This is a genomic window from Variovorax sp. OAS795 (assembly GCF_040546685.1).
Classification (GTDB): domain Bacteria; phylum Pseudomonadota; class Gammaproteobacteria; order Burkholderiales; family Burkholderiaceae_C; genus Variovorax.
Window position 1 is genome coordinate 3,742,491 of the sequence record NZ_JBEPOH010000001.1, and the last position, 24,232, is coordinate 3,766,722.

21 protein-coding genes and 1 tRNA gene are annotated in these 24,232 nt (G+C 61.2%); 15 read left to right on the forward strand and 7 right to left on the reverse strand.

Annotation, left to right across the window (positions count from 1 at the left end; genetic code table 11):
* Positions 1-17: 17 nt before the first annotated feature.
* The 3 genes from ABID97_RS18125 to alaS are packed head-to-tail and all read right to left on the reverse strand — an operon-like array spanning position 18 to position 4,991.
* A complete protein-coding gene (locus ABID97_RS18125; protein ID WP_354399800.1) occupies positions 18-1,424 on the reverse strand; it encodes a D-amino acid dehydrogenase in 1,407 nt (468 codons plus the stop codon).
* Positions 1,336-2,367, reverse strand: a complete 1,032-nt coding sequence (locus ABID97_RS18130; RefSeq protein ID WP_354399801.1) for a 2-dehydropantoate 2-reductase — start codon at positions 2,365-2,367, stop codon at positions 1,336-1,338. The genes ABID97_RS18125 and ABID97_RS18130 overlap by 89 nt, the downstream gene beginning before the upstream one ends.
* Complete coding sequence (gene alaS, locus ABID97_RS18135) at positions 2,367-4,991, reverse strand: alanine--tRNA ligase (protein ID WP_354399802.1); 2,625 nt, start codon at positions 4,989-4,991, stop codon at positions 2,367-2,369. Before alaS ends, ABID97_RS18130 begins: the two co-directional genes overlap by 1 nt.
* A gap of 256 nt (positions 4,992-5,247) precedes the next feature.
* On the opposite strand from alaS, the gene ABID97_RS18140 reads away from it, so the two are divergent.
* Together ABID97_RS18140 and ABID97_RS18145 are read left to right on the forward strand one after the other, a co-directional pair.
* A complete protein-coding gene (locus ABID97_RS18140) occupies positions 5,248-6,069 on the forward strand; it encodes a ferritin-like domain-containing protein (RefSeq protein WP_354399803.1) in 822 nt (273 codons plus the stop codon).
* A 128-nt stretch (positions 6,070-6,197) separates the two neighbouring features.
* A complete protein-coding gene (locus ABID97_RS18145) occupies positions 6,198-6,785 on the forward strand; it encodes a hypothetical protein (RefSeq protein WP_354399804.1) in 588 nt (195 codons plus the stop codon).
* 33 nt (positions 6,786-6,818) lie between these two features.
* Here ABID97_RS18145 and ABID97_RS18150 read toward each other — a convergent pair whose 3' ends face one another.
* From ABID97_RS18150 to ABID97_RS18160, 3 genes are all read right to left on the reverse strand, one after another.
* A complete protein-coding gene (locus ABID97_RS18150) occupies positions 6,819-8,453 on the reverse strand; it encodes an acyltransferase family protein (RefSeq protein ID WP_354399805.1) in 1,635 nt (544 codons plus the stop codon).
* Between the two features lie 66 nt (positions 8,454-8,519).
* Entirely contained in the window at positions 8,520-9,254 is a 735-nt protein-coding gene (locus ABID97_RS18155; RefSeq protein ID WP_354399806.1) for an SOS response-associated peptidase, read from the reverse strand.
* Positions 9,255-9,285: 31 nt separating this feature from the next.
* The gene (locus tag ABID97_RS18160) at positions 9,286-9,468 is read right to left on the reverse strand and encodes a hypothetical protein (protein WP_354399807.1); all 183 of its coding nucleotides are present in this window, start codon (positions 9,466-9,468) and stop codon (positions 9,286-9,288) included.
* A gap of 40 nt (positions 9,469-9,508) precedes the next feature.
* Between ABID97_RS18160 and ABID97_RS18165 the strand changes: the two genes are divergently transcribed.
* The 13 genes from ABID97_RS18165 to ABID97_RS18225 all read left to right on the forward strand — a co-directional run bounded on the left by ABID97_RS18165 (position 9,509) and on the right by ABID97_RS18225 (position 23,300).
* Positions 9,509-9,919 carry a hypothetical protein gene (locus tag ABID97_RS18165; RefSeq protein WP_354399808.1) on the forward strand — a complete coding sequence of 137 codons (411 nt, stop codon included), beginning with the start codon at positions 9,509-9,511 and terminating at the stop codon, positions 9,917-9,919.
* A gap of 162 nt (positions 9,920-10,081) precedes the next feature.
* Positions 10,082-10,155: transfer RNA gene (locus tag ABID97_RS18170), tRNA-Gly, on the forward strand.
* A gap of 173 nt (positions 10,156-10,328) precedes the next feature.
* Positions 10,329-11,555: a tyrosine-type recombinase/integrase gene (locus tag ABID97_RS18175; protein ID WP_354399809.1), complete on the forward strand. Its 1,227-nt coding sequence runs from the start codon at positions 10,329-10,331 to the stop codon at positions 11,553-11,555.
* Positions 11,556-11,719: 164 nt separating this feature from the next.
* Positions 11,720-12,745: a helix-turn-helix transcriptional regulator gene (locus ABID97_RS18180; RefSeq protein WP_354399810.1), complete on the forward strand. Its 1,026-nt coding sequence runs from the start codon at positions 11,720-11,722 to the stop codon at positions 12,743-12,745.
* A gap of 252 nt (positions 12,746-12,997) precedes the next feature.
* Positions 12,998-13,897, forward strand: a complete 900-nt coding sequence (locus ABID97_RS18185) for a hypothetical protein (protein WP_354399811.1) — start codon at positions 12,998-13,000, stop codon at positions 13,895-13,897.
* Between the two features lie 194 nt (positions 13,898-14,091).
* Complete coding sequence (locus ABID97_RS18190; protein WP_354399812.1) at positions 14,092-15,339, forward strand: YagK/YfjJ domain-containing protein; 1,248 nt, start codon at positions 14,092-14,094, stop codon at positions 15,337-15,339.
* A 386-nt stretch (positions 15,340-15,725) separates the two neighbouring features.
* On the forward strand, positions 15,726-16,142 hold the full coding sequence (locus ABID97_RS18195; protein WP_354399813.1) for a hypothetical protein: 417 nt from the start codon (positions 15,726-15,728) through the stop codon (positions 16,140-16,142).
* Positions 16,139-17,536: a hypothetical protein gene (locus ABID97_RS18200; protein ID WP_354399814.1), complete on the forward strand. Its 1,398-nt coding sequence runs from the start codon at positions 16,139-16,141 to the stop codon at positions 17,534-17,536. The genes ABID97_RS18195 and ABID97_RS18200 overlap by 4 nt, the downstream gene beginning before the upstream one ends.
* A gap of 1 nt (position 17,537) precedes the next feature.
* Entirely contained in the window at positions 17,538-18,695 is a 1,158-nt protein-coding gene (locus tag ABID97_RS18205; protein WP_354399815.1) for a helix-turn-helix domain-containing protein, read from the forward strand.
* A gap of 16 nt (positions 18,696-18,711) precedes the next feature.
* Positions 18,712-19,242, forward strand: coding sequence for a PIN domain-containing protein (locus ABID97_RS18210; RefSeq protein ID WP_354399816.1), 531 nt, complete (start codon positions 18,712-18,714; stop codon positions 19,240-19,242).
* Positions 19,243-19,373: 131 nt separating this feature from the next.
* Positions 19,374-20,507, forward strand: coding sequence for a hypothetical protein (locus ABID97_RS18215; protein WP_354399817.1), 1,134 nt, complete (start codon positions 19,374-19,376; stop codon positions 20,505-20,507).
* Positions 20,504-21,613, forward strand: a complete 1,110-nt coding sequence (locus ABID97_RS18220) for a trypsin-like serine peptidase (RefSeq protein ID WP_354399818.1) — start codon at positions 20,504-20,506, stop codon at positions 21,611-21,613. The genes ABID97_RS18215 and ABID97_RS18220 overlap by 4 nt, the downstream gene beginning before the upstream one ends.
* Before the next feature lie 511 nt (positions 21,614-22,124).
* The gene (locus ABID97_RS18225) at positions 22,125-23,300 is read left to right on the forward strand and encodes a YagK/YfjJ domain-containing protein (RefSeq protein ID WP_354399819.1); all 1,176 of its coding nucleotides are present in this window, start codon (positions 22,125-22,127) and stop codon (positions 23,298-23,300) included.
* Positions 23,301-23,735: 435 nt separating this feature from the next.
* Here ABID97_RS18225 and ABID97_RS18230 read toward each other — a convergent pair whose 3' ends face one another.
* Positions 23,736-24,011, reverse strand: a complete 276-nt coding sequence (locus tag ABID97_RS18230) for a hypothetical protein (RefSeq protein WP_354399820.1) — start codon at positions 24,009-24,011, stop codon at positions 23,736-23,738.
* Positions 24,012-24,232 lie beyond the last annotated feature (221 nt).

Sequence of the window (24,232 nt, forward strand, 5' to 3'; positions counted from 1 at the left end):
GGGTGCTGCGCGATCGGCTACGCGCCGTAGCGCGCCACGGTCAGGCCTTCCATGTCGATCTCCGGCGGCCTGCCGCCGATCAGGTCGGCCATGACGCGGCCGGTGCCGGCCGCCATGGTCCAGCCGAGCGTGCCGTGCCCGGTGCAGAGCATCAGGTTGGGAATGCGCGTGGCGCCGATCACCGGCGTGCCGTCGGGCGTCATCGGGCGCAGCCCGGTCCAGAACGAAGCTTCGCGCACATCGCCGCCCTTCGGAAAAAGATCGGTCACGACATGCTCGAGCGTGCCGCGCCGCGCCGCATCGAGCCTGAGGTCGAAGCCCGAAAGCTCCGCGGTGCCGCCCACGCGGATGCGGTCGCCGAGCCGCGTGACGGCGACCTTGTAGGTCTCGTCCATCACGGTGGATTCAGGTGCGCCGGCGGCGTCGGAGATGGGCACCGTGATCGAGAAGCCCTTGACCGGATACACCGGCAGGTCGATGCCCAGCGGCTTGACCATGGCCGGCGAGTAGCTGCCCAGTGCCACCACGTAGCGTTCCGAGGTGAAGCGGCCGGCATCGGTCCGCACGCCGATGACGCCGCCGGCATCGCGCTCGATGGCCTGGATGCCCACGCCAAAGCGGAACTTCGCACCGGCCGCCTCGGCCATCACGGCCAGGGCCTGCGTGAACTTGAAGCAGTCGCCGGTCTCGTCGCCCGGCAGGCGCAGGCCTCCGACGAACTTCTGCCTCACCGCTGCGAGTGCGGGCTCATACCGCACGCAGCCTTCGCGGTCGAGCACCTGGTAGGGCACGCCGGAGGCCTTCAGCACTTCCACGTCCTTGGCGATGCCGTCGAGCTGCTTCTGGGTGCGAAAGAGCTGCAGGGTGCCGAGCGCGCGTTCGTCATACCGGATGCCGGTGTCCGCGCGCAACGCCTTCAGGCAGTCGCGGCTGTATTCGGCGAGCCGCACCATGCGGCCCTTGTTGAGCTCATAGCGCGCCTGCGTGCAGTTGCGCAGCATCGACAGGCCCCAGCGCCACATGGCCGGATCGAGCATCGGCTTGACCACCAGCGGGCTGTGCTGCATGAGCATCCACTTGACGGCCTTGAGCGGCACGCCGGGCCCGGCCCAGGGCGCGGAGTAGCCGGGCGACACCTCGCCCGCGTTGCCGAAGCTCGTCTCCAGCGCGGGCGCGGGCTGGCGTTCGAGCACCGTCACGTCGTGGCCGGCCCGCGTCAGGTAGTAAGCCACCGAGGTGCCGATGACACCGCTGCCGAGGATCAAAACCTGCATGAGAACAACCCCTTGAATGCCGCGCACGGCAATGGCCCGAGAGGGTACAGGTTCTTGCGCGCTAAAGGCCGAGTGCGTCTTGCAATTGCCGTGCCGTCCAGGGCCTGGGCTCGCGCGGCCAGTCTTCGAGCAGCGCGGAGATCCGAGCATTGCGCGGCGCCTCCAGGTCGTGGTCGCGCGCGAGCCTCACCACCTCGCCGCTGAGCGCGTCGATCTCGGTCCTGCGGCCGAGCGCAAGATCGTCGGCCATGCTGGAGCGCGCCTTGGCATCGATGCGCAGCATGCGCGCCGCGACGATGCGAAACAACCAGTCGGGCAGCCTCAATACGGTGGAAAGCCGCTGCGCCGGCACCGCGGCCACCTGCGCGGGCGCAATGCCGGCATGGCCGAGCACGGCCAGCGCCTCGTCGATGAGCGCGGCAAAGCAGCGCCGGAAGCCGCGCTGCAGCAGCTCATCGCGCAGCGGCAGGCCCGAGAGTGCGTTGACGGGGTTGTTGAGGTTCAGCAGCAGCTTGCCCCATTGCACCGGCAGCAGGTCGGCGTGAAGGTCGAGCGGCACGCCGGCGCGTTCGAACACCGGCAACCAGGGCCGCAGCGCGGCGTCGTCCTGTGCGGCCAGCCGTCCCGCCGTGCCGCGGTGAAAGGCGCCCGGTGCGATCTCGGCCACGTTGTACGGCACCATGCCCGGCAGCACGCTGAGCGTGGGTCCTGCCTGCGCGGCCGCGGCAGAGTTGGAGATGCCGTTCTGGAACGAAAGGACCGTGGTGCCCGCCGGCAGCGCGAAGGCCAGCTCGGCGGCGGCCTCCGCCGTGGCGCCGCTCTTCACGCACAGGAGCACCAGCGAAGGCGTGGCACCCGCGGGCACCTGCTCGCTCAGGCGCAAAGTGGCGGCCGGCAGGCGATGCGCCGCGCCTTCGAGGTCGCTCAGCGCCAGGCCGTGCTCCGCGAGGCCGCGCAGCACGCGCGGACGGCCCACGAAGCTGACCGGAACGCCCGCCGCAGCCAGGCTGCCGCCGATGTAGCAACCGATGGTGCCCGCCCCCATCACCAGCACTTCGCCGGGAGGTCGGCCGAGCACCCCGGTGGCCGCCATCAGGTGCGTTCCGCCACCCAGGCTCGCACCGATTGCAGTGCGGCCGGCACGCCCGCGGGGTCGGTGCCGCCGGCCATGGCCATGTCGGCCTTGCCGCCGCCCTTGCCGCCGACCTGCTGCGCCACGAAGTTCACCAGCTCGCCAGCCTTGACCTTGCCCACCGTGTCGCTCGTGACGCCCGCGGCGACCTGCACCTTGGCGCCATCGACCGCGGCCAGCACCACCACGGCCGTCTTGAGCTTGTCCTTGAGCTTGTCCATGGTGTCGCGCAGCGTCTTGGCGTCGGCGCCATCGAGCTTGGCGGCCAGCACCTTGATGCCGTTGACGTCGACGGCCTGCGCAAGGAGCTCGTCGCCCTTGGACGACGCGAGCTTGCCCTTGAGCGAACCCACTTCGCGCTCCAGCGCCCTCACCTGCTCCAGCACCTGCGTGAGCCGGCCCTGCAGCTCGGCGGCCGGCGACTTGAGCGTGGCAGCCACGCTCTGCACCGTGGCTTCCAGGTCTTGCAGGTAGCCGAGCGCATTGGCGCCCGTGACCGCTTCGATGCGGCGCACGCCGGCCGCCACGCCGCCTTCGCTCACGATCTTGAACAGGCCGATGTCTCCGGTGCGGCCCACGTGGGTGCCGCCGCAGAGTTCGCGGCTTGAGCCGATGTCGAGCACGCGCACGCTCTCGCCGTATTTTTCGCCGAACAGCATCATGGCGCCGGTCTTCTGCGCCGACTCCATGTCCATCACGCGCGCATGTGTCTCGGTGTTGGCCAGGACCTCGGCGTTCACGCGCTTCTCGATCTCGAGGATCTGCTCGTGCGTGACCGGTGCGTTGTGCGCGAAGTCGAAGCGGGTCTTGTCGGCATCGACCAGCGAGCCCTTCTGCTGCACGTGCGTGCCCAGCACCTCGCGCAGGGCCTTGTGCATCAGGTGGGTGACCGAGTGGTTGCGCATGGTGGCCGCGCGGCGTTCGCCGTCGACTGCGGCCTTGACCGTGTCGCCCACCTTCAGCGTGCCCTGGGCTTGCGTGCCATGGTGGCCGAACACGTCGGCCTTGATCTTCTGCGTGTCTTCCACGCCGAACTGCACGCCTTCGGCGATGAGCACGCCCTGGTCGCCCACCTGGCCGCCGCTCTCGGCATAGAACGGCGTGGTGTCGAGCACCACGATGCCCGACTGGCCTTCCTTGAGTTCCTGCACGGCCGCGCCCTCGACATACAGCGCCACCACCTTGGCGCTTTCCTCCAGGTGCTCGTAGCCGGTGAAGACATTGCCCGCGCCGCCGTATTCGACGTTGCGGTCCATCTTGAACTTGCCGGCGGCACGGCCCGCGGCCTTCTGCTTTTCCATCGCGGCGGTGAAGCCGGCTTCGTCGACGCTCACGCCGCGCTCGCGGCACACGTCGGCCGACAGGTCGAGCGGAAAGCCGTAGGTGTCGTGCAGCTTGAAGGCAACGTCGCCCGGCAGCGTCTTCGCATCGCCGGCCAGTGCCGCATCGAGAATTTCCATGCCGTTGGCCAGCGTTTCGAAGAAGCGTTCTTCCTCGGCCTTCAGCGTGTCGACGATGCGCTTTTCGTCCGCCACGAGCTTGGGATACGCGTCGCCCATGAGCTTGACGAGGTCGGGCACCAGCTTGTGGAAGAACGGCTTCTTCTGGCCCAGCTTGTAGCCATGGCGGATGGCGCGCCGAACGATGCGGCGCTGCACGTAGCCGCGGCCTTCGTTCGATGGGATGACGCCGTCGGCCACCAGGAACGAGGTCGCGCGGATGTGGTCGGCAATCACGCGCAGCGAGTTGTTGCCCAGGTCTTTTTCACCGGTTTCGCGCGCTGCGGCCTTGATGAGCGCATCGAAGATGTCGATCTCGTAATTGCTGTGCACATGCTGCAGGATGGCCGCGAGGCGCTCCAGGCCCATGCCGGTGTCGACGCAGGGCGCGGGCAGTTTCTTGACCGAGCCGTCGGGCTGCATGTCGAACTGCATGAACACGTTGTTCCAGATCTCGATGTAGCGGTCGCCGTCTTCATCGGGGCTGCCGGGCGGGCCGCCGGGGATCTCGGGGCCGTGGTCGTAGAAGATCTCCGAGCACGGGCCGCAGGGGCCCGTATCGGCCATCATCCAGAAGTTGTCGGACATGTAGCGGCCGCCCTTGTTGTCGCCGATGCGCACCACGCGCTCGGGCGGCAAGCCGATCTCCTTGGTCCAGATGTCGTAGGCTTCGTCGTCCTCGATGTAGACCGTGGCCCAGAGTTTTTCAGCCGGCAGCTTGTAGACCTCCGTCAGCAGTTCGAACGCCCACTTGAGCGATTCGCGCTTGAAGTAGTCGCCGAAGCTCCAGTTGCCCAGCATCTCGAAGAAGGTGTGGTGGCGCGCGGTATAGCCCACGTTCTCCAGGTCGTTGTGCTTGCCGCCGGCGCGAAGGCACGCCTGCACCGAGGCCGCGCGCACGTAGGGGCGCTTGTCTTCGCCCAGGAACACGTCCTTGAACTGCACCATGCCCGAATTGGTGAACATGAGCGTGGGATCGTTGCCCGGCACCAGCGAACTGGAGGCCACCACCGTGTGGCCCTTGGAAGCGAAGAAATCGAGAAAGGTCTTGCGAATGTCCGCGACCGTGAATGTGGGCTGGCTCATCTTTGGATTTCGTCTGCTGCCCAGGGCGGCCTGGCAATGGCGACCCTCTCGTCGAAACCACGGCGTCGAACCGACCTGACTGCTTGATTTGCTGGAACCAACGATTATAGGTTTCGTCGCAGGGCCAGGGGCCCTCGGGGCCGCGAGCGCGCCCACGGCCAGGCACTGCGAAAGCTGACTGGGGAATTAGCGTGCAGAACCAAATGCGCCGGGCTTCGTCCTAGCCATCAGTTCGGACATGAATCGAGGCGCATGCATGGCAGTTCACGAAGCGGCACACTGGAAGATCGAAGACCTGGACTTTTTGCGCATTGCGCGCACGGAGGTCCGCCAGGATGAAAGTCTGTTCTACCTGGTTGCCTCCGCCTCGTTCATCGAAAGCGGATCGGACCTGTACACCCAGAACCTCGTCGACTTCTTCCACGGCGACGCCGAAGTCACCGCCTGGCTGACCCGCCACTGGGAAGCCGAGGAGCTGCAGCACGGCCGGGCCTTGCGCGCCTATGTGTCCCATGTGTGGCCCGAATTCGACTGGGAGACCGCCTACCGCGGCTTCCTCGCGGAATACGCCACCTACTGCAAGGTGGAACTGCTCTCGCCCACGCGCGGGCTCGAGTTGGCAGCGCGCTGCGTGGTCGAGACCGGCACCGCCAGCTACTATCGGGCGTTGGCACGCGCGACGGCCGAGCCGGTGCTGCGCGACCTGGCGAGCCGCATCGCGGCGGACGAGGTCAGCCACTACAAGCACTTCTTGCGTTTCTTCCGCCGCTATCGGCAAGAGGAAAGCCTGGGCCGCCTTCGCGTACTGCGCACCATCGGCCGGCGCACGCTGGAGCTCAAGAGCGAGGATGCCGACTGTGCCGTGCGCCACGTCGTGCGTACCCGGTGCCCCGAGCGGGCCGGGGACGCCGCCTATATCCAGCAATTGAGCGCGCGCATCAATGGCACGGTGCGCACCAACCTGAGCCCCGGGGCCACGCTCAAGATGCTCATGCGGCCGCTGGAACTGCCGGCCCGGGTTGAAACGGTGATCCAATATCCGATCAGGCAATTCATGGAGCATGTTTTCTTGCGCTGAAGTTAGCTCCGGGGCGATAAATGTTAGAAGTTTGTGAAAAATTTCACACTTCTGGGCCACAACCGATCTTCACTTGCTGACCTGCTGAAGACATGCTGCGCGCTTCTCAACGAATGTGAGCGTAGCCAATGGTCAGCCAGATCATCCACAACGCAACTATCACGTTGCAGTTGTCCTTCTACTTGAGCATCAAGGACCGAGTCGCAGCGCTCCGAGCCGCCGGCATACCCGTGGACGACATGGGCAACGCGAGCTCGGGGTACCTGTTCGTTCGGACCACGGGGCGGGTCGGCAGGCGAAAGAACACCTACCGGTGGTTTGCCACAGGCATCGGCCAGGAGCCGGTGGTTGCAAGTGCGTCGACCACGCGGGCTCGCGCTGAACAAGGGTGCGCGGATCCGAAAAGCGGTGCTCCCCCACGCAACGCCCTCGCCTTGTCTGCCGTTTTGCCTGCACAGGAACTCGTACCGCCAACCATCATGTACCTGAGGCTGTGGAAAGAGCTGGAACACCGCTCGCGCGAAGCGGCGAACAACCTGCACCAGAAGCAGATTGCCTACTTTCGCGACCAGGGTCCCCCGCCAGACGCGCTGGACCGCGAGTTGCTGAAGGAAGCCACCGTGGCCGCAAGCAAGTGCCTGCTGGCTGCGAAAGACCAGAACCGGCTGCCGCTTTTCGAAAGCAGGTTCCACGGAGGGCATCGCAGGGATTTGTAGGCGTGGCGCCTGCGGCGCCCCGGATGCGCACGCCTAGTTCAACGGAGACTGGCACTCCGGCAGCGGAATGACAAGTCGCCTGCCTCCCCAGTCCGTGTTCCCCTTGTCGATGGCAAGAAGGTCGGCTCCGCGATACACGGCGAGCGCGATCGACGTCGTCGACTGCTGCAGCTTGCTTGCTGGAAGAAAAACCCGGTCCCTCCAGATCTGGCCCGCTTTCACCATCGCTGTCCGCGTAGGCTGGCCATAGTCCTGTTGCGCAAGGATCGCGCCGCTGGCGTCGACCAGGTGCAGCGCATTCATGTAGCCGAAGGGCTGGTCCATCCTGCTTTGCCATGCAAAGTCGAGTTCGATGCCATCCGGAAGGCATCGCACATCGAGGCCCCGCAATTCGAATCGGCCGCCGAACACGGAGCCGGAGTGCGGGGCGATCGGCGCGTGCGTCATCAAAGAAGCATCTCGCTCGCTGATGAAGTTGGCGCCGCCGGACCGTGTGAATACGGTTGCCACCGTGATCCACAGCAGGAGGGCGGCGGAGGCCGGGCCGAGCAATCTTTTGAAGTCGAGCCTGACAGAACCCGCCGAGCCGGTCAGCACTGCGCGGGCAGGAAGCTCGATGCATCGCCACATCAGGTAAGACAGAAGAAGTAGCACCCCGAAGAACACGACAAGATCCAGCTGTCCGCCAACGCGCGCAAAGCTTCCCTTGTTGTTCGAAAAGTACAAGATCAGAATCTGGTGAACCAGGTACATGGAGAAGCTGATCTCGCCGAGAAGAACCAGTGGGCGCTGTTCAAGAAACGCCGAAACGCGGCCATGGCCGTGTGCCATCACGTAGATCAGCGCGGCGAAGGACAAGAAGGACGAACTGGGCCCAATCCACTGATTGATCGGAGCGTCGGGAAACATGGCGTCGATCGCCTCAAGCGCATAGTGTGAAGCAATGACATTCAGCAAACAAAGCAGCAGCACCCCGATTTCAATCGCAGTGCCCATGCGCCTGCCTGTCGTGTATTTCCTGGTCTGGAATAGCTGCGCCGCGGCCATCCCGACGATGAACTCGAGCAGTCGGCTGAGCGGACTGATGTAGAGAACACCGAGCTGCGTGGGCTCGAACGCATTGAGATTCGTGGGTGTCACTACAGGGAGAGCCAAGGCGCCGCACGCCCATACCAGCACAAGCAACAACAGGGCAGCGCCCGCCAGCTTGGCGCGCCAGGTTGCGCTCCAACGGTGCAGCAAAAAGGGGAAGCAGAGATAGAAGAAAAACTCTGTCGAGATACTCCAGGCAACAGCGTTGTAGGAGAGAAAGAAATTCCAGGATGGCACCCATGCCTGCACAAGCGCCAGATTCGCAATGGCTGTGGCCGGCACGATCTTGTAGTCGAGCAGCCACCATCCCAGCAGGAAACTGGCAAAGTGGGCCGGCCAGATCCGGGCGATGCGGGCGCGCCAGAAACTCGCAATTGCCTTGCGGTCCGGCAGGTGCGGGTACACGTACGCAAGGATGAATCCGGACAGGACAAAGAAGAACGAGACGCCCTGGCCCAACCCGATATCTACGTCCGGCACTCCCATTTCGCCGCGCAAATGCTGAAAGACGATCGCCAGGGCGGCAAAAAAGCGCAGCGACGTCAGTTGCTCGAGGCGTGAACCATTTTTCTGCATGGAGGCGCAAATGTAACTGGATATTGCCTTCCCTCGTACCAGCGTTTCCACCCTGCACTGGCGGAATCAGTCCGCTGCGATTTCGCGGCCCAGCGCCCCAGGCTCTGTTCCTTCGGGCAGCACCGGCTGCGCATCGAAGGTTTCGACCGGCGCCAACTTCAAGAGCTTCCTGGCTTCGTCCACGGTTCCATCCAGCCAGGGGTCGACCTCGTACGCCTCGAGGGGAATCACCGAGCGCTTGTCCTGCTTGTCGGGCGCCACCTTCGGATCGGGCTTGTGCATGCGTCCCATCAGAGGGTGTCCGTCGGCATTGATCGTCAGCATCGTGTAGCTGTCCCAGACCTCGCCGCTGTCGCTGTCGGTCCATGTGCGCCACAGGCCCGCCAAACCCCAAGGCGCACCATCAGCACGGCGAAACCGCCACCAGACGTTCTTGCCGGTCTCCCAGTTCGGCTCGTCGAAGCTGGCGGCCGGGATGATGCAGCGCTTGCCGAGCGCCCAGGCATCCTTGTAGGCCGGCGACTTTTCCATGCCCTCGATGCGCGCGTTGACCGTGCTCAGGCGCGTTCCGCGCGCGGTCACTGGCACGTTCGTCTTCGACCAGGGCGGGATCAGCCCCCACTGCCCCACCGCCAGCTCGCGTGCGTATTCCACGCCATCTGCACGCCGGATGAAGCTGGCCAGCGACAGCGGAAACACTGTCAGCAAGTGGTCCCAATTCTCGCGTCGACCGGACCTTCGGTCGACCTTCCAGAAGGCTTCCATCTCGCGTTCTTCCGGGCTGATGTAGCGGGTGCACATAGGCTCATTCTTGAGTCTCGATCGTGCGATGTCACTCGGTGATTGGCCGCAGCCACTCAACGGCCGCCGCCTCGGGCGGCAACGATCGCAGTCGTTCGTCGCGCCATAGATCGCGGGCGACGTCCTCCAGTTCAAGGGGGTCGACGCTATGCCACTGCTGCTGCAGCCGGTGCGCGCAGGCGGCGATCCAGAGGTTTGCAGGCACGTTTTCCATTTGGCAATACTACTGTACATTCATACAGGTGTATTGCGAAGTGTTCAGATACCTGTTCGAGGGCCAGGCGCTTTCCACCAAGGAAGCGGTGAGGCTCACGCGCCGCACCGGGGAGCTGGTCTACATTCCGCGCCTTCACGATCCCCGGCGGGGGCGCAGTCTGATGATCGCAATGCTGCTCGCCGAGGACGGCGACAGCTATGTGATCCCGCTGCTCAACCGCGCTTGCGTGGTGGAGGTACGCAGTGGATTGCTCATCGAAGGAACAGAGATCAATCCCCGCGGACGAGCCGTCAAGAACATCAAGACGGACACCTATCCTCAACGGTGGTTCTGCCGTCCGATCCCGCGCCCTGCCCCGACTACAGGCGTTGGATCACGTGGAGATCCGGGTGAGCCCACCAATGTCACACGAGGAAATTCAAGATCCGCACACTTCCGAGAGCGTTGAGCTGCCTGAACGAGGCGGGAAAGCTCTTTACGGCAACTCCAATCGACTGCCGTTCGCTCTGGACCTCGAAGCACATGGACCTATACTCTTGGCAGACGTTTCCCGCAGCCATGGGAACGACGTGCTCAGGTCGAACGTTGGTGATCAACGGGTCGCCAAAATGCGGGTGTAGTTCAATGGTAGAACGGCAGCTTCCCAAGCTTCATACGAGGGTTCGATTCCCTTCACCCGCTCCACTTATGGGTCCAAAGCGATCCTAGTGCTTCCTAAAAGTCCTTGTCAATCAATGACTTAGAAAGAATCATCGTCCCAATCGGTCCAACAGAATCCGACGGAAGCCAACATGATTCAGGGGCACACGACGGGGAACATGGGCATACTCACGCTCACATGACCCCCTTGTTCCCCTATGCTGACAGAACTCACCTGCAAGAACGCAACGTGCCCGCCTGAGAAGAGACGAGCGCGATTCACGGACGGGGGAAACCTGTATCTCGAAGCCGCGCCAAACGGCTCGAAACGCTGGTTTTGGAAGTACACGTTCGATGGCAAAGAGAAGCGTCTCGCGATCGGCAGCTACCCAACTGTCAGGCTCAAAGATGCGAGAGCCAGTCGCGATGAGGCTCGAAAGGTTCTTCAGACTGGAGCCGATCCCACTCAACGTCGCAGACTAAACAAGGCCGCAGTTCGTGTTAACGCGGTTACAACCTATGAAAAGGTGGCCCGCGAGTTCCACGCCGTCAAGACCAAGGGCTGGAGTGAAGCGCACAGCACCAAGTGGCTGCGGCTGCAGGAAAGCAATCTCTTCCCCTGGATCGGCGGACTCCCCCTTCGGGACATCACAGCCAGCGTGCTGCTGGACCCCTTACGCCGAGTGGAAAGCAAAGGACTGAACGAGACTGCCGTCTCACTTCGTCAGTACGCTGGGCAAGTTTTTCGCTACGGCATTGCCACCGGTCGCTGCGAAGACGATCCAGCAACCAAGCTGCGCGGGGCATTAGGTGCCGTGATCGTAAAAAACATGGCTGCGGTGCTCGCCCCCGCGAAGGCCGGCGACCTGATGCGAGCAATCGACAGCTATCACGGACTTCCGGCAACGCGAGAAGCATTGCTTCTTTCTGCCCTACTCTTCCAACGCCCTGGCAACATACGGGGAATGGAATGGGCATGGGTCGACTTCAAAAATTGCCAAATCACCATACCGGCAGCTTCAATGAAGCGAACAAAACAAGCAAAGCTCAGCGGCGAGCCCCACATGGTCCCCCTCGCCCCACAAGCCGTTGCCTCGCTGAAGCGCATGTACGTACTAACCGGACATGGCCGCTATGTGTTCCCTAGCCTTCTCACAGCCGAGCGACCAATGTCCGACAACACGGTTAACACGGCGTTGCGGCGCATGGGCTTCGACAACACAGAGATGACAGCTCACGGCTTCCGAGCCATGGCGAGAACAATTATGGTCGAGGAACTTCATGTCAATCCGGAAGTGATCGAGGAGCAGCTGGCTCATGGAAAAAGTGGCCCTCTGGGCGCGGCCTACAACCGAGCTCAATTCAAAGCGCAACGCCGCAAGATGATGACGCTATGGGCCGACTATCTTGATCAGCTCCGAGCGACCAAGCCCGCAACCCCCTGATGCGATGCTTTCAAACGATCAGCCCTCGGCTGATGGCAGCAAGCGACGATTTTCAGCGGCCTCTACACATCGACAACATCGATTCAGGGTTGCTACATTCGAAGCCTTGCCCCTCTTGCGCTAACAACCGAGCATCCTGAAAGTACTTTCCAAGAAAGTCGCGCGTGCAGAAGATCGACATCCAACTCCCTCCCGGCGATCCCATCGATCTTTGGGACTTGACCAGACTCATCGCCAAGTCCATCTGTCCGAGTCTGCGCGAGGCCGAAGACTATGCTTGGCTACAGAAAAAGCTCGTCAAGTTGCCCACCTTGGATCTGGAAATGCAGTCCGACATGACAACCGGGGAGCGGGCTACGTTACTTCACATTTTGCCGGGCTTGCCACCTCGCGCCGGCATGTCCGCGCAAGATCGAGAGGTGTTCATGGACGCCTATCTGAAGCATCCTGATCGTCTCCCCTGGAAACCAGTGTTTGTGAGCGAAGAAGAGGTCGCGGCCAACGGCCTTCAGATTCTCCAAATTCAGGAGAAACACCGCCTCGCGCTGCAGCACGCAATCGCATCCGGCAAACTCATCGCATTTGACCAGCATCACATCAACGAAAGCCGCGCAGGGAAGAACATCTTCATTCGTCGCGAAGATGCCTTGGATTACCTCAAGGCGCATCGGCTTCGTACGGCTGAAGATCCAAGCATTCTTTCCATCCTCTCAGCGCCGAGACCGAAAGCCTCGGCCACAAAAGCTGCAACATCAGCGAAAGCATTTGCAGCCGATCACCAACGCGAGCCGGTGAAAGCAGACTCGTTCGAAGCCCCAAAAGCGACGACAGCGCAAGTTGACTTCGCTGCCCCCGTGACCACACCAATCTCGGCGTCTACCCCCCCGCCAAGAGCGAAGCGTCTATCCTCCCAACAGAACGGCAACGCTCACCAATCACCGAAGAAGAGCATAGAGACTTCGGTCGAACCCGATCGGCACAACACCGCCACAGTGATCTTGCGCCGACGCCAAGTCGAGGCCCGAACCTCGTTGTCGCGCTCGGCCATCTATGATCGACTCGACCCAAACTCCCCGCGATACGACCCCACTTTTCCCAAACAAGTGAAGCTCGGCAGTTCAAGCGTCGGCTGGCTGGAAAGCGAAATTGAAAACTGGCTCACAGCGAGGACGCGCGCATCGCGCCTATGAGCCGAGGATGGCGCACCCCCTCGCCAAGCTGAGCACACGGCTACTGCCATCGCCCGTACCGGCCTGTCGCGCTCGAGCTTCTACAAGCGGCAGAATACCAAAAGCCGCAATTTCAATTCGGTCTTCCCCAGCCCAATGCAGATCGGCCGAGCGCCATGGGATGCCGCGAAGATGAACTCGATGCATGGATCGACTCTCGGCCCACTAATGATCCCTGAGGCCTCAGATTTCTACTGAATTACAGAGATACCGTTGACTGCAAATTTTCCATTCGACAAGACTGACGTTGGGAGTCGCGTTTCAATCATACGGAAATGGGGCCTTGAATCCACCGGCGAATCGATCAACCTGCTTGACCTTGTCGCCAATTTGGAAATCGCTTGGAGAGCCTTGCTTCGTACCGAAGCCCAGCAACGCTCTCAGCACGCCGTCCCGACACGTGGCTTAACCAAAACAGAAGAAATAGCCTTGGAACTCTTCGGAATTCAAAGCCTGAGAATCGAATTGGAGAGAGCATCCAACGAAGGGATCCGGAGACGCGCATCACTGACGAAAAACCATAGTCTCTCGCAAATTCTTACAGGTGAAAAAAATCAAGAAAACAAGGGGTCGATGGAATTTCAAATCACCAATGAGATCGCTCCTACCGATTTGACGGCGGCTTCCGATATTTCCTTGTCACCCCCGATACCGCCGAACTTGCAAAAGAATTACCCCAAGACGATCGACCTACAAGTTAAAAGACTCCGTCCAAAAGCCCTGAGCATCTTCTTAATTAGGGAAATTTTGCGCCATCGACTGCAATTAGGTAAAAACCGCAACGCAACGGCTAGGGAGTTCAATGTTGCTCAGGGCACGGTCACAGCTTTCACCCAGCTTGCCAAGCAGGCTGGTTGGAGTTGGGAGCATATCGAAAAACTAAATGGCGCAGAACTTCTAGCCGCTATGCGGCCGGACAAAGCCAGTCGAGTCGAGCCCAACTTTGTCGCAGTCCATGATTGGATTCGCGGCGGTCGGAAGCGGCGGGATGCATGGAAAGCATACCGCGACCGGTACGGCGCGCTGCAGACGTTTAGCTATCCACAGTTTTGCAAACGCTACGCCACTTGGCTTCTTGAGGCTCAGTTCCTCGACGTGCAGAGTGCAAGCTAAAGCGTCAGGAGAGCCAACCTTTAGCGGCCCAATGATCGCACCACCTTGGTGTATCGAACTCCCCGTACCACCTCTCACCCCGGGCTTCCTTCTTGCTGCTGCGCTCTAAACAAACCGGCTAATTTGTACACCAAACCGGCTAAGATGTGCGAGAAAATTCTCACCGTGCCTGTCAAGGTGCGATTCTCAATTCTTTGACCACCGCTTGGCGGCCTGCTGCAGGTGCCTTGCGCCGCGATGTCATGCCCCAAAAGCCACCCCGCATCGACGCGCTGACTGACGCCGAGCTCTATCGAGGTGTTGCCGCGGACCATGCTGCGCAGGACCCAAGAAGCGACGGCGCCGGCATGCAATCCGCAGTGCTTGATGAGCAGGTCCGAGTGGAAATGCTCTACGCTGTTGATCGACTCGTTGCTGCGATACGAGCAACGGATGATCTGGAGCAGTGGATGCCTCGCGGTTCCTACTGGTGGCCGGACCCGGCCAAATCCCTAACCTGGGACGGTTACACCCAAAGATTCCGACAAATCGTTGAGCAGCTCCGCGTCTTCCAGCAATTGAACAAGCTGGATTACAGCCCATCTTTTGATCTTTTTTCGCGCGTGCTTTTCGACTTTGCGTTTCCGACGGAGAACGGGCCCACCCCCTCCTTGGCTTCGCCTGAGAAATGGACACGGCCGGTCCTAGGCCTGGAGGATGCTCAATACCAAATGATGGAAAGGCGTAACCTAGGGCGGAGGAAATTGGAGGAGCGCCGACTCTTCGAAGCGATCCGAACGGAATTGCGAAGCAAGGCGCATGCACGTCAATTATCACGTCGCAAGGAGGCTGCGACCGAGCATTACAAGTCCGGGAAAGCGCTTTTAGACAAACTTTTTATCGAATTGCCTGAGTTGCTGGTTGTTCGGGTGGATTTGGGATACCTTCCCGGCCATTGGCCCGACCTCGCCAAGGCACGCGAGGACGTGAGGCGATTTTGGAACATTTCACGCGCAAAGAAGTACGCTTCGACTTTTGCCTCGCTGGCCGGCTACATCAAGAAGTTGGAGTACACATACATGCGCGGCTATCATTTTCATCTGATTCTGTTGTTCGATGCGCGGGCCGGCAGGGATGTAGCGATCCGGATTCAAGAGCTCGAAAAGTTCTGGAGGAACATGTCGCATGGCCGCGGGAAAATCTTTGACTGTCGGCAATCGCTGAATGAGTACAACCGCGCAGGGATTGGTATCATTCACCGCAATGACCTGCAATCGCGCGCGAAGCTCCTGAAGTACGGGCTCGAATACTTGGTGTTTAAAGACCTGTGCTTAAAGCCCAAGCGATCCGGCGCCCGGGCTTTTGAAACCTCTCAATTCCGGTCGCTGCAAACCAAGCGCGGGCAGCAGGAAAAGGCACGGCAGCTGGGGCTAGAGCTCGAGGCTCTCCGGCTTTTGCTCTAGCGTCTGTCGGCATTTTTGGGCGCCCTTGGCCTGGCGCCGCCCGGATGCTCATGGGCTCCGCGTACGGTTCGCCCGCGCCTTTTGAGCCTTCTTCGCGATTCAGGCCCCAACGCGCCGCACTCACAGGACCACATTAATTTCACAAACCGAGAGCACCCTCACCCGATTCCAGACAATGTCGCATTTTCCAAAAACTCTTGTGCGACATTGTCTAGAGGACTAAACTGCGACGCAGGACCACTTCCTCAGGGGCGGACTGCATGCGTGATGACCTTCATCGGACTCCTGCGCTGTCGCGATACTGGCGAACCGCAGTTCGGCACGCTGAGCGTGCGGCCGACCACGATCGGCTCGCATACGACCTCTCGCGCGCTGCAGTTCAGGACATGGATGCGCGCATCCGTCCTCAATTCTTCGCGGAAGTGGACAAGGCATGCGGCGGCAGTCATGGGCAGCTGTTCCCCGAAACTCAGGTCGGCGCACTGTCCTCATACGAGGGCGCCGTCTGTACCCCCTTGGAGCAGCGATTCTTGGAACTTGCGCGTGCCGCTTGCCTTCAACGGCCGGGAGCGCCCGAGATTGCTGAATGCGCCAAGCGTGAACTACTGCGGCAAATGGTCGAATCGGGCATTGAGCATATGGCTGCTGCGGTACGACAGCACGCAGGCGCCAACCAGGCCCGCCAACTTCGAGCGTGCCTAGTCCAACACCAAGCCGGTTGCACCATCGAACTGGGACGGCAGCAGCCTCCGAAGAAGCCCCTGGGCAAGGCGCTGCTTGACATGGAGATACCGCTCCCATGAAACCGCTGCCTCGTTTCAGTAAGCATGGAGCGCTGCGTCTAGTCGAGCGCGTAGACCAAGCAGATGGGCCGGCCGCCAGAACGCTGGTTGTCGACGAAGAGATCGGCATCAACACGCGGCTACTCCAAGACTACTGCTTCACGCCGCCTACGCCGTTCACCTACGACCTCATGACCGTTGTGGCAGCTGTGCGCTGCGCCGATCGTCAATTCACCCGCTCCATGAGTGAAGGCTGGTCGCGGCGGCTTACGCTCGAAGTCCCAGTGTTTGACACCACGCTGTGGCGACAATCGAAGACTAAGGCGTTGCTGGCACAAACCCTCTCCTATTTGACCGGGGACGAGTGGGTTTTCGAGTTCAGGGCTCGCAGGCGTAAGTTCCGGATGCCGCACGACGGCTACCTTGCCCTGACGCCCAACCCGTCGACTCGGTTCATCCCCTACAGCCACGGCTTGGACTCCTTTGCGCAACTGCGACTGCTGCAACACGCGGACAGGGAGGTGGAGCTTGTGTGCGTTTATGCGGACGCTAGGCAAATGTCCGGCGGTTGGCACAAGTTCCGACAGCAGTCGCGCCACGACCATGTTCGGGCTTTGCGAGTGCCGCTGAAAATTGACGACCCCCACCATGCTGAATGCACCTTCCGCACGCGGCCCTTCGTCTACTACACGCTGTCAGCGTATGGAGCCATCACTGCCGGCTCGAGCGAGGTCGTTATCCCCGAGAATGGTCAGGGCTCCATCGGAGGCTCGCTGGTTCCATTGGGCAGTGAAGCGCCGCACCGTAGCTGCCATCCCGGATTTACGAGCCGCCTAGCTAAGCTGCTTGAGCACCTCACGGGCAGCACGGTTCGCTTCCTGCACCCCGGATTGTTCACGACCAAGGGCGACGTGCTGGGCAAGCTTAATGAGATCGCTCCTGACGCCGAGAACTGGATGCTGGAACACTGGTCTTGCTCGCACGACCAGCGGAATTCGAGTGATGGTGTCAAGCGCATCCACTGCGGGGTCTGCGGCAACTGCATCTTGCGTCGAAGCGCTGCGATGGCTGCCGGCATCGAGGATCCGACTCCCTACCTATACGAGAACCTGACTGCATTCGACATGAAAGAAGCTCTTCGGACAAACGTCGCGCAACCGCGCGGCTACAAAGCCTTTGAAGACTTGGCGTCCAACGGCATCCGCAGCATGCAACGACTCGCCGACCTGGCATCGACGCCTGATGCCTTGAGCGTTTGGGCGGAAGCCGCCAATATCGCGGCCGCACAAAGCCGCCCTGTGAGCGAGGTACGCACCGAACTCAACCAGTTCCTGGCCCGACACACCCTGCAGTGGCAGTCATTCCTTGAGCAGTGCGGCGTTGACTCCTGGCCTGCCGCCATGGCGAGAGCCTGAGATGGCTCTAGACATCAAGATCCGCCCCGAGACGCTCGGCGCCAGACTGCGCAATGCGCGCATGAACGCGCGACAGACGCAGGAGGCAGCGGCGCAAGCTACCGGTATTGCGCGTACGACCATTGCGGCGATGGAGTCGGGAAAGCGGTCGATCGACGCACGCCAGTTGCGGACCTTTGCCGAAGCGTACCAAGTCTCTGAGGTCGAACTGCTCGGCGCCGACCAGCAACCCCTAGACTTGGAGGTTAAGTTCCGATCCTCTCCGAATCTCGCAGTCACCGATGACCAGGCCATCGTCGCACGAAAGCTGACGCGGTTGGCCAGCGGCACCCTTGAGCTTGAGGCCATCGTTTCGTGCCAACCGGCCAAGCAGGACTACCCTCTCATTCGACTCGACCGGGACGAAAGAATCGAGCAACAGGCTGAAGATGCAGCGATGGCCCTCCGCCAACGACTCGGGCTCGGCATCGGCCCCGTCACCAATCTTCTACAGATGCTGGAGTCCGAATTGGGAGTGCGCGTCTTCGAAAGGCCGCTACCGAGTGGGATAAGCGGCGCGGTCGCGTACGACCCGGCGCATGGTGGCTTCATCATCCTCAACTCAAATCACCCAGTGGAGCGCCGAAGGCTAACCGCTGCTCACGAATGCGGACACCTACTGCTGCGAAAGCCAGGCGTGACGGTCTTGCGCGTGGGTGATGAAGAATACGACCTAGAAGAGCGCTTCTGCGATACGTTCGCAAGATCCCTGCTGATGCCTGCTTCCTCCGTGCGGCGCAAGCACTTAGAAGTACGCGATGTGTCCGGTAAATTCACAGTCCGCCACATCATCGTGATGGCGCTGTATTTCATGGTCTCCGTAGAGGCCATGACCCGCCGGCTCGAAGCTCTTGGCCTGGTCCCACGAGGCCTGTACGACTCCCTGCGCGACAAGGGGCTGGCGGCCGAGCACACGAAGGTAGTCAAGCAGGAAGTCGCGAGCGAGTTGCCTCCGGTCTTTACTCCTCACACCTACTTCCTCGCCGGTGCCGCGGTCGACAGAGATCTGCTGTCTTTCGAACAGGTGGCGCACATGCTTGATGTGGACCTAGTGACGACGCGACGGCTGCTGAGCAAGTTCTCGTCCGAAGGAGAAGATGTCTTTGACTTCCAGATCTAAGCCGACCAGCCACTAGATGTTCGTTCTCGACACAAGCGCCGTCATCAACCTGTTGGGCACTGCCGCCGCACCACGCCTGCTGCGGGGTCTGACGCATCCATGCTTGTTGGAGGAGCGCGTCATCTCGGAGCTCAGATACCATCCAATACCAGGCAATGACCTCACAGCAGAGCTTGATCAGTTGGCAACGCAAGGCCTGCTCACCCGAGTGCGGATGTCGGAGACGGCGTACGACCTATTCGTGCAATTGGCAGCAGTATCCGGAGTCGGTGGACTGGGAATCGGAGAGAGCGCAGCCATTGCGGTCGCCCAAGAGTTTGGCGTCGCCGTCGTGCTCGACGATCGAAAGGCCCGCAAGCGCGCCGAAGCCGATTTCCCGACGCTGGCGCTTTCAAGTAGTACGCGCTTGTTCCTTGAGTCTGCGAAGCGCGCAAAGATGTCCGATGACGACCTGCGCAAGGCTTTCAAATCAGCCCAGGCCAACGCGTGCATGGGCGTTCTCAAGGACGAACGCCAACTGGTGACCCATCTCAACATCTTCGAATGATTCGATAAAACGTCCGCCTTGCGCCGCGCCTTATTGGGCATCCCTCAATTGTGGGATGCGGTGGAGCAGCCACCCTCTTAGCATCTTTCGCCGAGCTATCGTGCTCGCCGGCGACACTACAGGAGGGAACCATGAAGCATCTCTGGGTCGTACTTTGCGCGCCAGTCGCATTGGCGCTGGGCGGGTGCAACGCGACGTCAGCCTATGTAAAGGCGGGTGAAGGCTTCACCGAAACCATGGACTCCGCGAAGGCCAGCGTGAAGCTGCTGGCCGACCAGCGCACACGCGTGGCTCGGATCGCGTATGCCAACAACGTGATCGTGAGCAACCAAGCCGGCGGCGGTACGGCAGAGAAGGAGTTCGGCGATTTCGTCTGCAAGGGCACGGGCGCGTTGGCGGACGCACGTGCCGGCGTGGGCGTGCTAGGGCGGTATGGTAAATCTGTCAATGATCTGCTCAAAAAGCCCGATCAGGACGTCGCGAGCCTGTGGGAATCGATAGCGACCATAGAAGAGCGCCAAGCCAAGTTAAGGATGCCCAAGAAGTCGACGGAGCCGTCTGATTGCGCCGACGAGGTGGCCGGATTGCTGTCGATCAAAATGGCAGCCGTGCCGGAGTCAGGCCTGCTCGCTGGCATCCTGACGGTCAAGGTTGTAATCGATGGCCTGAACAAAGCGGTGGTAGCCGTGATGGGAATGCAGGACGAGGCGGCCCGCGCCAGAGCGCTGCAGATCTATGTCGCCGCAAACAAGCAGGCAGTGGCCGACTTGATCGACCTACTCGACCAGACCAGTGCTGAATACGACGACCTGTGCCGCAACGCGGGCAAGAGGCACGTGTTCTGCAAAGCCTACATCGAGAAGCCTGATGACGCCCCAGCGGACTACGTGATTCCCGAGCCGAACAAACTCGCCGCGCAATTGCTATGGCAAAAGTGGGCGTCGCTGCGCCAACCGTATCTGCGCTTTCAAGCCTTTTCGGTGGCCGCACCCACCGCGCGCACGCCGGAAGAGAAGGCGCGCACCATGGACATGGCTTTGCGCATCCACCGTCAACTCGGCGAATACGACGCACTACGTACCACACCGTCGCCGCAAATGTTGGCCAAGGGCCTGCGCGAGGCGCAACAAGCTCTGGTCGATGTGGCGGAAGGCAAGACGCCCCCGGGCACGGGCTGGGGCCGCATCGTGGCTTGGACCGAGGCTTGGGGAGATGTGGCGTCGGGCCTGGGTGACGCGAAGAAGGCCATCGAAGGCGATGAATGAACAAGCACGCGCTGCAAAGGCTGTGCCAAGGCACACTCGTCACGGTGCTGGGGACCAGCATGGGGTGCGCATGGGCGCAGGCCGAGCAGATAGCGTCGCGGATCGAACGCCTGCAGCCAACGCAGCAGCGTCAGCTCCAGGCCTTGATGGCGTCGCGCCAGGGGGGAAATGACGCGCGGCTGTTCACAGACGAGGAGGTTCGCACTGTCCGAGCCACTGTGCCGATCACTGCGACGCCTCTGCCCCAGGGAGACGTCAAGCAACTGTCGCTGCGCATCAACAAGGCGTTTGGCATGCACGGCAATTACACGGATCGCATCGTCAATCCTGAAGAGCCAGCGTTTCCGGTCTGTCCTGATTGCGACGGCGGACTCGCCAAGGCTTGTCATGACTCGTTGTCGCAATCTCGCCGCGCTACAGCCAGCACCCTACTGACACAATATCCGCATTTGTCTGAAGCGGTCGGTGGTCTGTATTTGGTTCTGGCCGGCGGCGCGCCGCAACTCATGGGCACGATCTTTGTGCTGCAAGGGCGCCTCGTCACCAACGGGCATGTCATGCTCGATGCGACGGAGCCCGCTGGGTCACCCAACGTACGCAAGCTCAAGCTGGGTCGCCGGGTGGAGGCTGTGTTCGGCGGTGGTGGGGTACGGCGGGTGGCCTTGCCGGCTGATGCGACCTGGCGTCGCCACCCGAGCCTGGACCTCATCCTGACTGCATGGCCAGCAGGGACGAAGGCGCCAGCAGAGTTGACTCTCGCGACGGCCCCACTCTCTGGCAACACGCCGGTGGCGCTGCTGGGCTTCCCGTCCGTGAACACCAACACCGATCGGCCGCAGGACATTGACAGGGCCTTCGGCCGTTGCCCGGATTCGCACGCGTCTGAGTCACGCATGGTGATATCGATGGGCCGCATTGTGTCGGTGACCGGCGCGGCGCTGGAGCACGATGCGAACACCATGGGCAACAGCTCCGGCTCTCCGCTGATCCGAATAGCCGACGGCAAGCTTGTTGGGGTGCATCTCGGAGACGCGTTGTCGTCCGCGCGCAATTCGGCCGTCGCGGCAAGCTCGCTGGCCGAGCTGACTACGGCAGCAGCACCCTGAGAGAAAAAGCCCGATGCGGGCTACGACGAACGTCGCCAACACGAACGATGCCATCCAGCACGTGGCTGGGAATCAAGGGAGAAAGGCATCTCGGGGAAAAATACTGCAATCACCTCATTCTTTGCGGAAGACGGCACACGTATCGAGTCCTGTGTCGAGGCTGAGGCGCGCGCGACTTAGTGCGCACGTTTATGGCCCTTCTCCGGCGTAACTTTGTACCACCCCCATGCCAGAAAAAAGTAGGCAGTCAATCGCAGGAGGCATTCTTTTCGCAATCGAAATCACGATGCCTCTGAACCTTGAATATTGGAAAAGGATGAGATTAATAAGGACAACCAAGATATCAACATAGTCAGCTAGGAAGTCCCCCTCCTTTTCTCTCCTTCCGAGAGGAAAGCTAGAGACAGATGCCCGCACCATCTATCGACTTCTCCTGTGCACAGAGCCTTGATGTTCCATCGAGTGCATCTGGCACTCATGGGGATCAGGGCCATTGAAGAAACTGATCCCCATGAATAAATCTTCCCTCTCCCAAGAGCCGACGCTCGGTCGGCCACTATTCGACGACCCGTTCTATGAAGGCCTCCTCCTCAATGAGGCTGCCTTCATGACAGAAGATGGGGTAATCGTCATCACTGACGAGTTTGACTCTGTCCGGCCTTCGATTGACGAGTTTGTGCGAGACATCTGCTCCAGCACGGCTCCCGCTCGGCAGTTGCGGGAGCGCAAAACGGGACGCCCCGTCCTGAGCGACTTGTATTTGTCCCGGTACTCGGGCTTGCTGCAGGCGTTCATGGAGCGTGTGTATCTCGATAATCGCGATTCTGAGTTCAATCCCAGCCTCTGCAGCACCATTCTTTACGAGGCCATGGATGCGCTTGATTTTCAAGCGACGCACTCCCGCAACCCGCAGGCGATGTCAGGACATCCGGGGATGCGCAACTGGGAGTTGGAGAACTGGCTGATCTCGACGGTACGCAGCAAAGCCGAGGGCCGAGGCTTTCAGCGCAGCGAGTATGAGAGGAAGCGAAACTGCCGCCGAAACTACGATACGGGTCACGCGTTTCTGGAGGCAGTATTCAAGAAGTGCTCGCGGGTGGAGGTAGCGCGACTGGACCTGAAGTATCAAAAGCCATTCAAGGCGGAATTGACGCTCTCACAGGTGCGTAAGGACTTTCGGCGTTTGTGGAATGGTCGCCGCGAGAATCGGAGATTCAAGGACCTGGTGGGCTACATGTGGAGCCTGGAGTACACGGACCTGGAGCGCTTTCACTACCACCTGATCTTGCTGTTCGACGGATCGCGGGTGCGGGACCCGTACGACCGCGGCCTGAAAGTGGGGGACCGTTGGGTGGAGAGTGCCACGTCGGGACGGGGTGGCGTTCACCACTGCCGCAAGAACGCCTACCGCTACCCGTACCTGGGTACGATCGATGCGATTGACTTGAAAAAGCGCGACTGGCTGCTCGTGCACGGCGCGGAGTACCTGACCAAGTGCGACCAGTTGCTGCAGATCGACTTGGAGCGGGTGCAAACCTTCGGCACATCAGCGTTCCCGCAGAAGACCACGAATGCGGGTAGACCGCGCTTGCCGAGAGAGCAGCGCAGGCCTCGCAGGAGCAGTCGGCCCGTCAAGGCCAAGAGGAACGACGCTTTGCTCGACAACGCAGGGCTCTGGCCTCAGTAGTGATCGGTCGCGCCGGTATGGGGTGACAGCGGTCGGCATCGAGGCAGTTCCCTGAGCGGCTATTTTCTCCCCTGCCTCTACCAACGCCGAACCGCTGTCGAGAGGCAGTGTGCGTGCCCCAAGTCAAATCAGAGCGAAGTCTGTGCAGGAGTTCTGTGAAACGATACTTGCCGTCTTGTGTCGTGCAACCGCCACCCCTAACGCAGCCAATCAGATTAAGGCGCCCAATTGCTCTGGATGCTGGTCGAGGCCCAGGGGGACCTACCAGGCCGCGATGGCGCAGGCTTGCTCGAGCGGCAGAGAATGGTCGAGGATCTCGACCTTGGCGCGCGGGAGGAAAAGCCCGAGCCAGCGAAGGCGAAAGTGAGTGGAATGGCCTTCGGTCTCGAGTCTGGGCTGCCGAAGATGGGCTGAGCGCAACTGGCGAGTCTCAGGTCACATCAATCGCAATCCGCGGGCGAATTGCATCGAAGTCTTTACGAATTTTGGCAGGTCGCCCATCTTCGCGATCTCGGTGAGGCCCTCATCGGTAATGCCGGTCACCGTCGCCATCAGCGATGCAGCGTAGGGGCCGGTCGGCTTGAGCGCCGTGATCTCGGCCACGATCAAGCCTGTGGCCAGCAGCACCGAGACATTTCGGACTTCTTCCGGCAGGACAACCCGAACGGGAAGCGGGGTGTGCAGAAGCCTCATCAAGAACAGGAGCGACATTCGAACCTCCGATGCCGGCTCTTGCTCTGCCAAAAATGCCGGCCATTTTTGGTTCGCGGAATGTATCTGAAGGGTGACCGTCGCGCCTATTTGCTTATCATTTAGAACCAATTCTGCCAAATACATCACGGTTTGGCGGCCCGTCGCGCCGCCGAGAGCGCCACGGACTTGAAGCCGACGCTCGGCAACACTGCCTTCGACCGGCTAAACGAGGGGGGCCA

Excerpts from the sequence above, each read along its gene's own strand:
- ABID97_RS18145 (WP_354399804.1), top strand. The coding sequence starts at position 6,198 with ATGGTCAGCCAGATCATCCACAACGCAACTATCACGTTGCAGTTGTCC.
- ABID97_RS18150 (WP_354399805.1), bottom strand. The coding sequence starts at position 8,453 with ATGCAGAAAAATGGTTCACGCCTCGAGCAACTGACGTCGCTGCGCTTT.
- ABID97_RS18130 (WP_354399801.1), bottom strand. The coding sequence starts at position 2,367 with ATGGCGGCCACCGGGGTGCTCGGCCGACCTCCCGGCGAAGTGCTGGTG.
- ABID97_RS18175 (WP_354399809.1), top strand. The coding sequence starts at position 10,329 with ATGCTGACAGAACTCACCTGCAAGAACGCAACGTGCCCGCCTGAGAAG.
- ABID97_RS18125 (WP_354399800.1), bottom strand. The coding sequence starts at position 1,424 with ATGCTCGGATCTCCGCGCTGCTCGAAGACTGGCCGCGCGAGCCCAGGC.
- ABID97_RS18205 (WP_354399815.1), top strand. The coding sequence starts at position 17,538 with ATGGCTCTAGACATCAAGATCCGCCCCGAGACGCTCGGCGCCAGACTG.
- ABID97_RS18215 (WP_354399817.1), top strand. The coding sequence starts at position 19,374 with ATGAAGCATCTCTGGGTCGTACTTTGCGCGCCAGTCGCATTGGCGCTG.
- ABID97_RS18195 (WP_354399813.1), top strand. The coding sequence starts at position 15,726 with ATGGATGCGCGCATCCGTCCTCAATTCTTCGCGGAAGTGGACAAGGCA.
- ABID97_RS18225 (WP_354399819.1), top strand. The coding sequence starts at position 22,125 with ATGAATAAATCTTCCCTCTCCCAAGAGCCGACGCTCGGTCGGCCACTA.
- ABID97_RS18220 (WP_354399818.1), top strand. The coding sequence starts at position 20,504 with ATGAACAAGCACGCGCTGCAAAGGCTGTGCCAAGGCACACTCGTCACG.
- ABID97_RS18160 (WP_354399807.1), bottom strand. The coding sequence starts at position 9,468 with ATGGAAAACGTGCCTGCAAACCTCTGGATCGCCGCCTGCGCGCACCGG.
- alaS (WP_354399802.1), bottom strand. The coding sequence starts at position 4,991 with ATGAGCCAGCCCACATTCACGGTCGCGGACATTCGCAAGACCTTTCTC.
- ABID97_RS18230 (WP_354399820.1), bottom strand. The coding sequence starts at position 24,011 with ATGTCGCTCCTGTTCTTGATGAGGCTTCTGCACACCCCGCTTCCCGTT.
- ABID97_RS18210 (WP_354399816.1), top strand. The coding sequence starts at position 18,712 with ATGTTCGTTCTCGACACAAGCGCCGTCATCAACCTGTTGGGCACTGCC.
- ABID97_RS18140 (WP_354399803.1), top strand. The coding sequence starts at position 5,248 with ATGGCAGTTCACGAAGCGGCACACTGGAAGATCGAAGACCTGGACTTT.
- ABID97_RS18200 (WP_354399814.1), top strand. The coding sequence starts at position 16,139 with ATGAAACCGCTGCCTCGTTTCAGTAAGCATGGAGCGCTGCGTCTAGTC.
- ABID97_RS18155 (WP_354399806.1), bottom strand. The coding sequence starts at position 9,254 with ATGTGCACCCGCTACATCAGCCCGGAAGAACGCGAGATGGAAGCCTTC.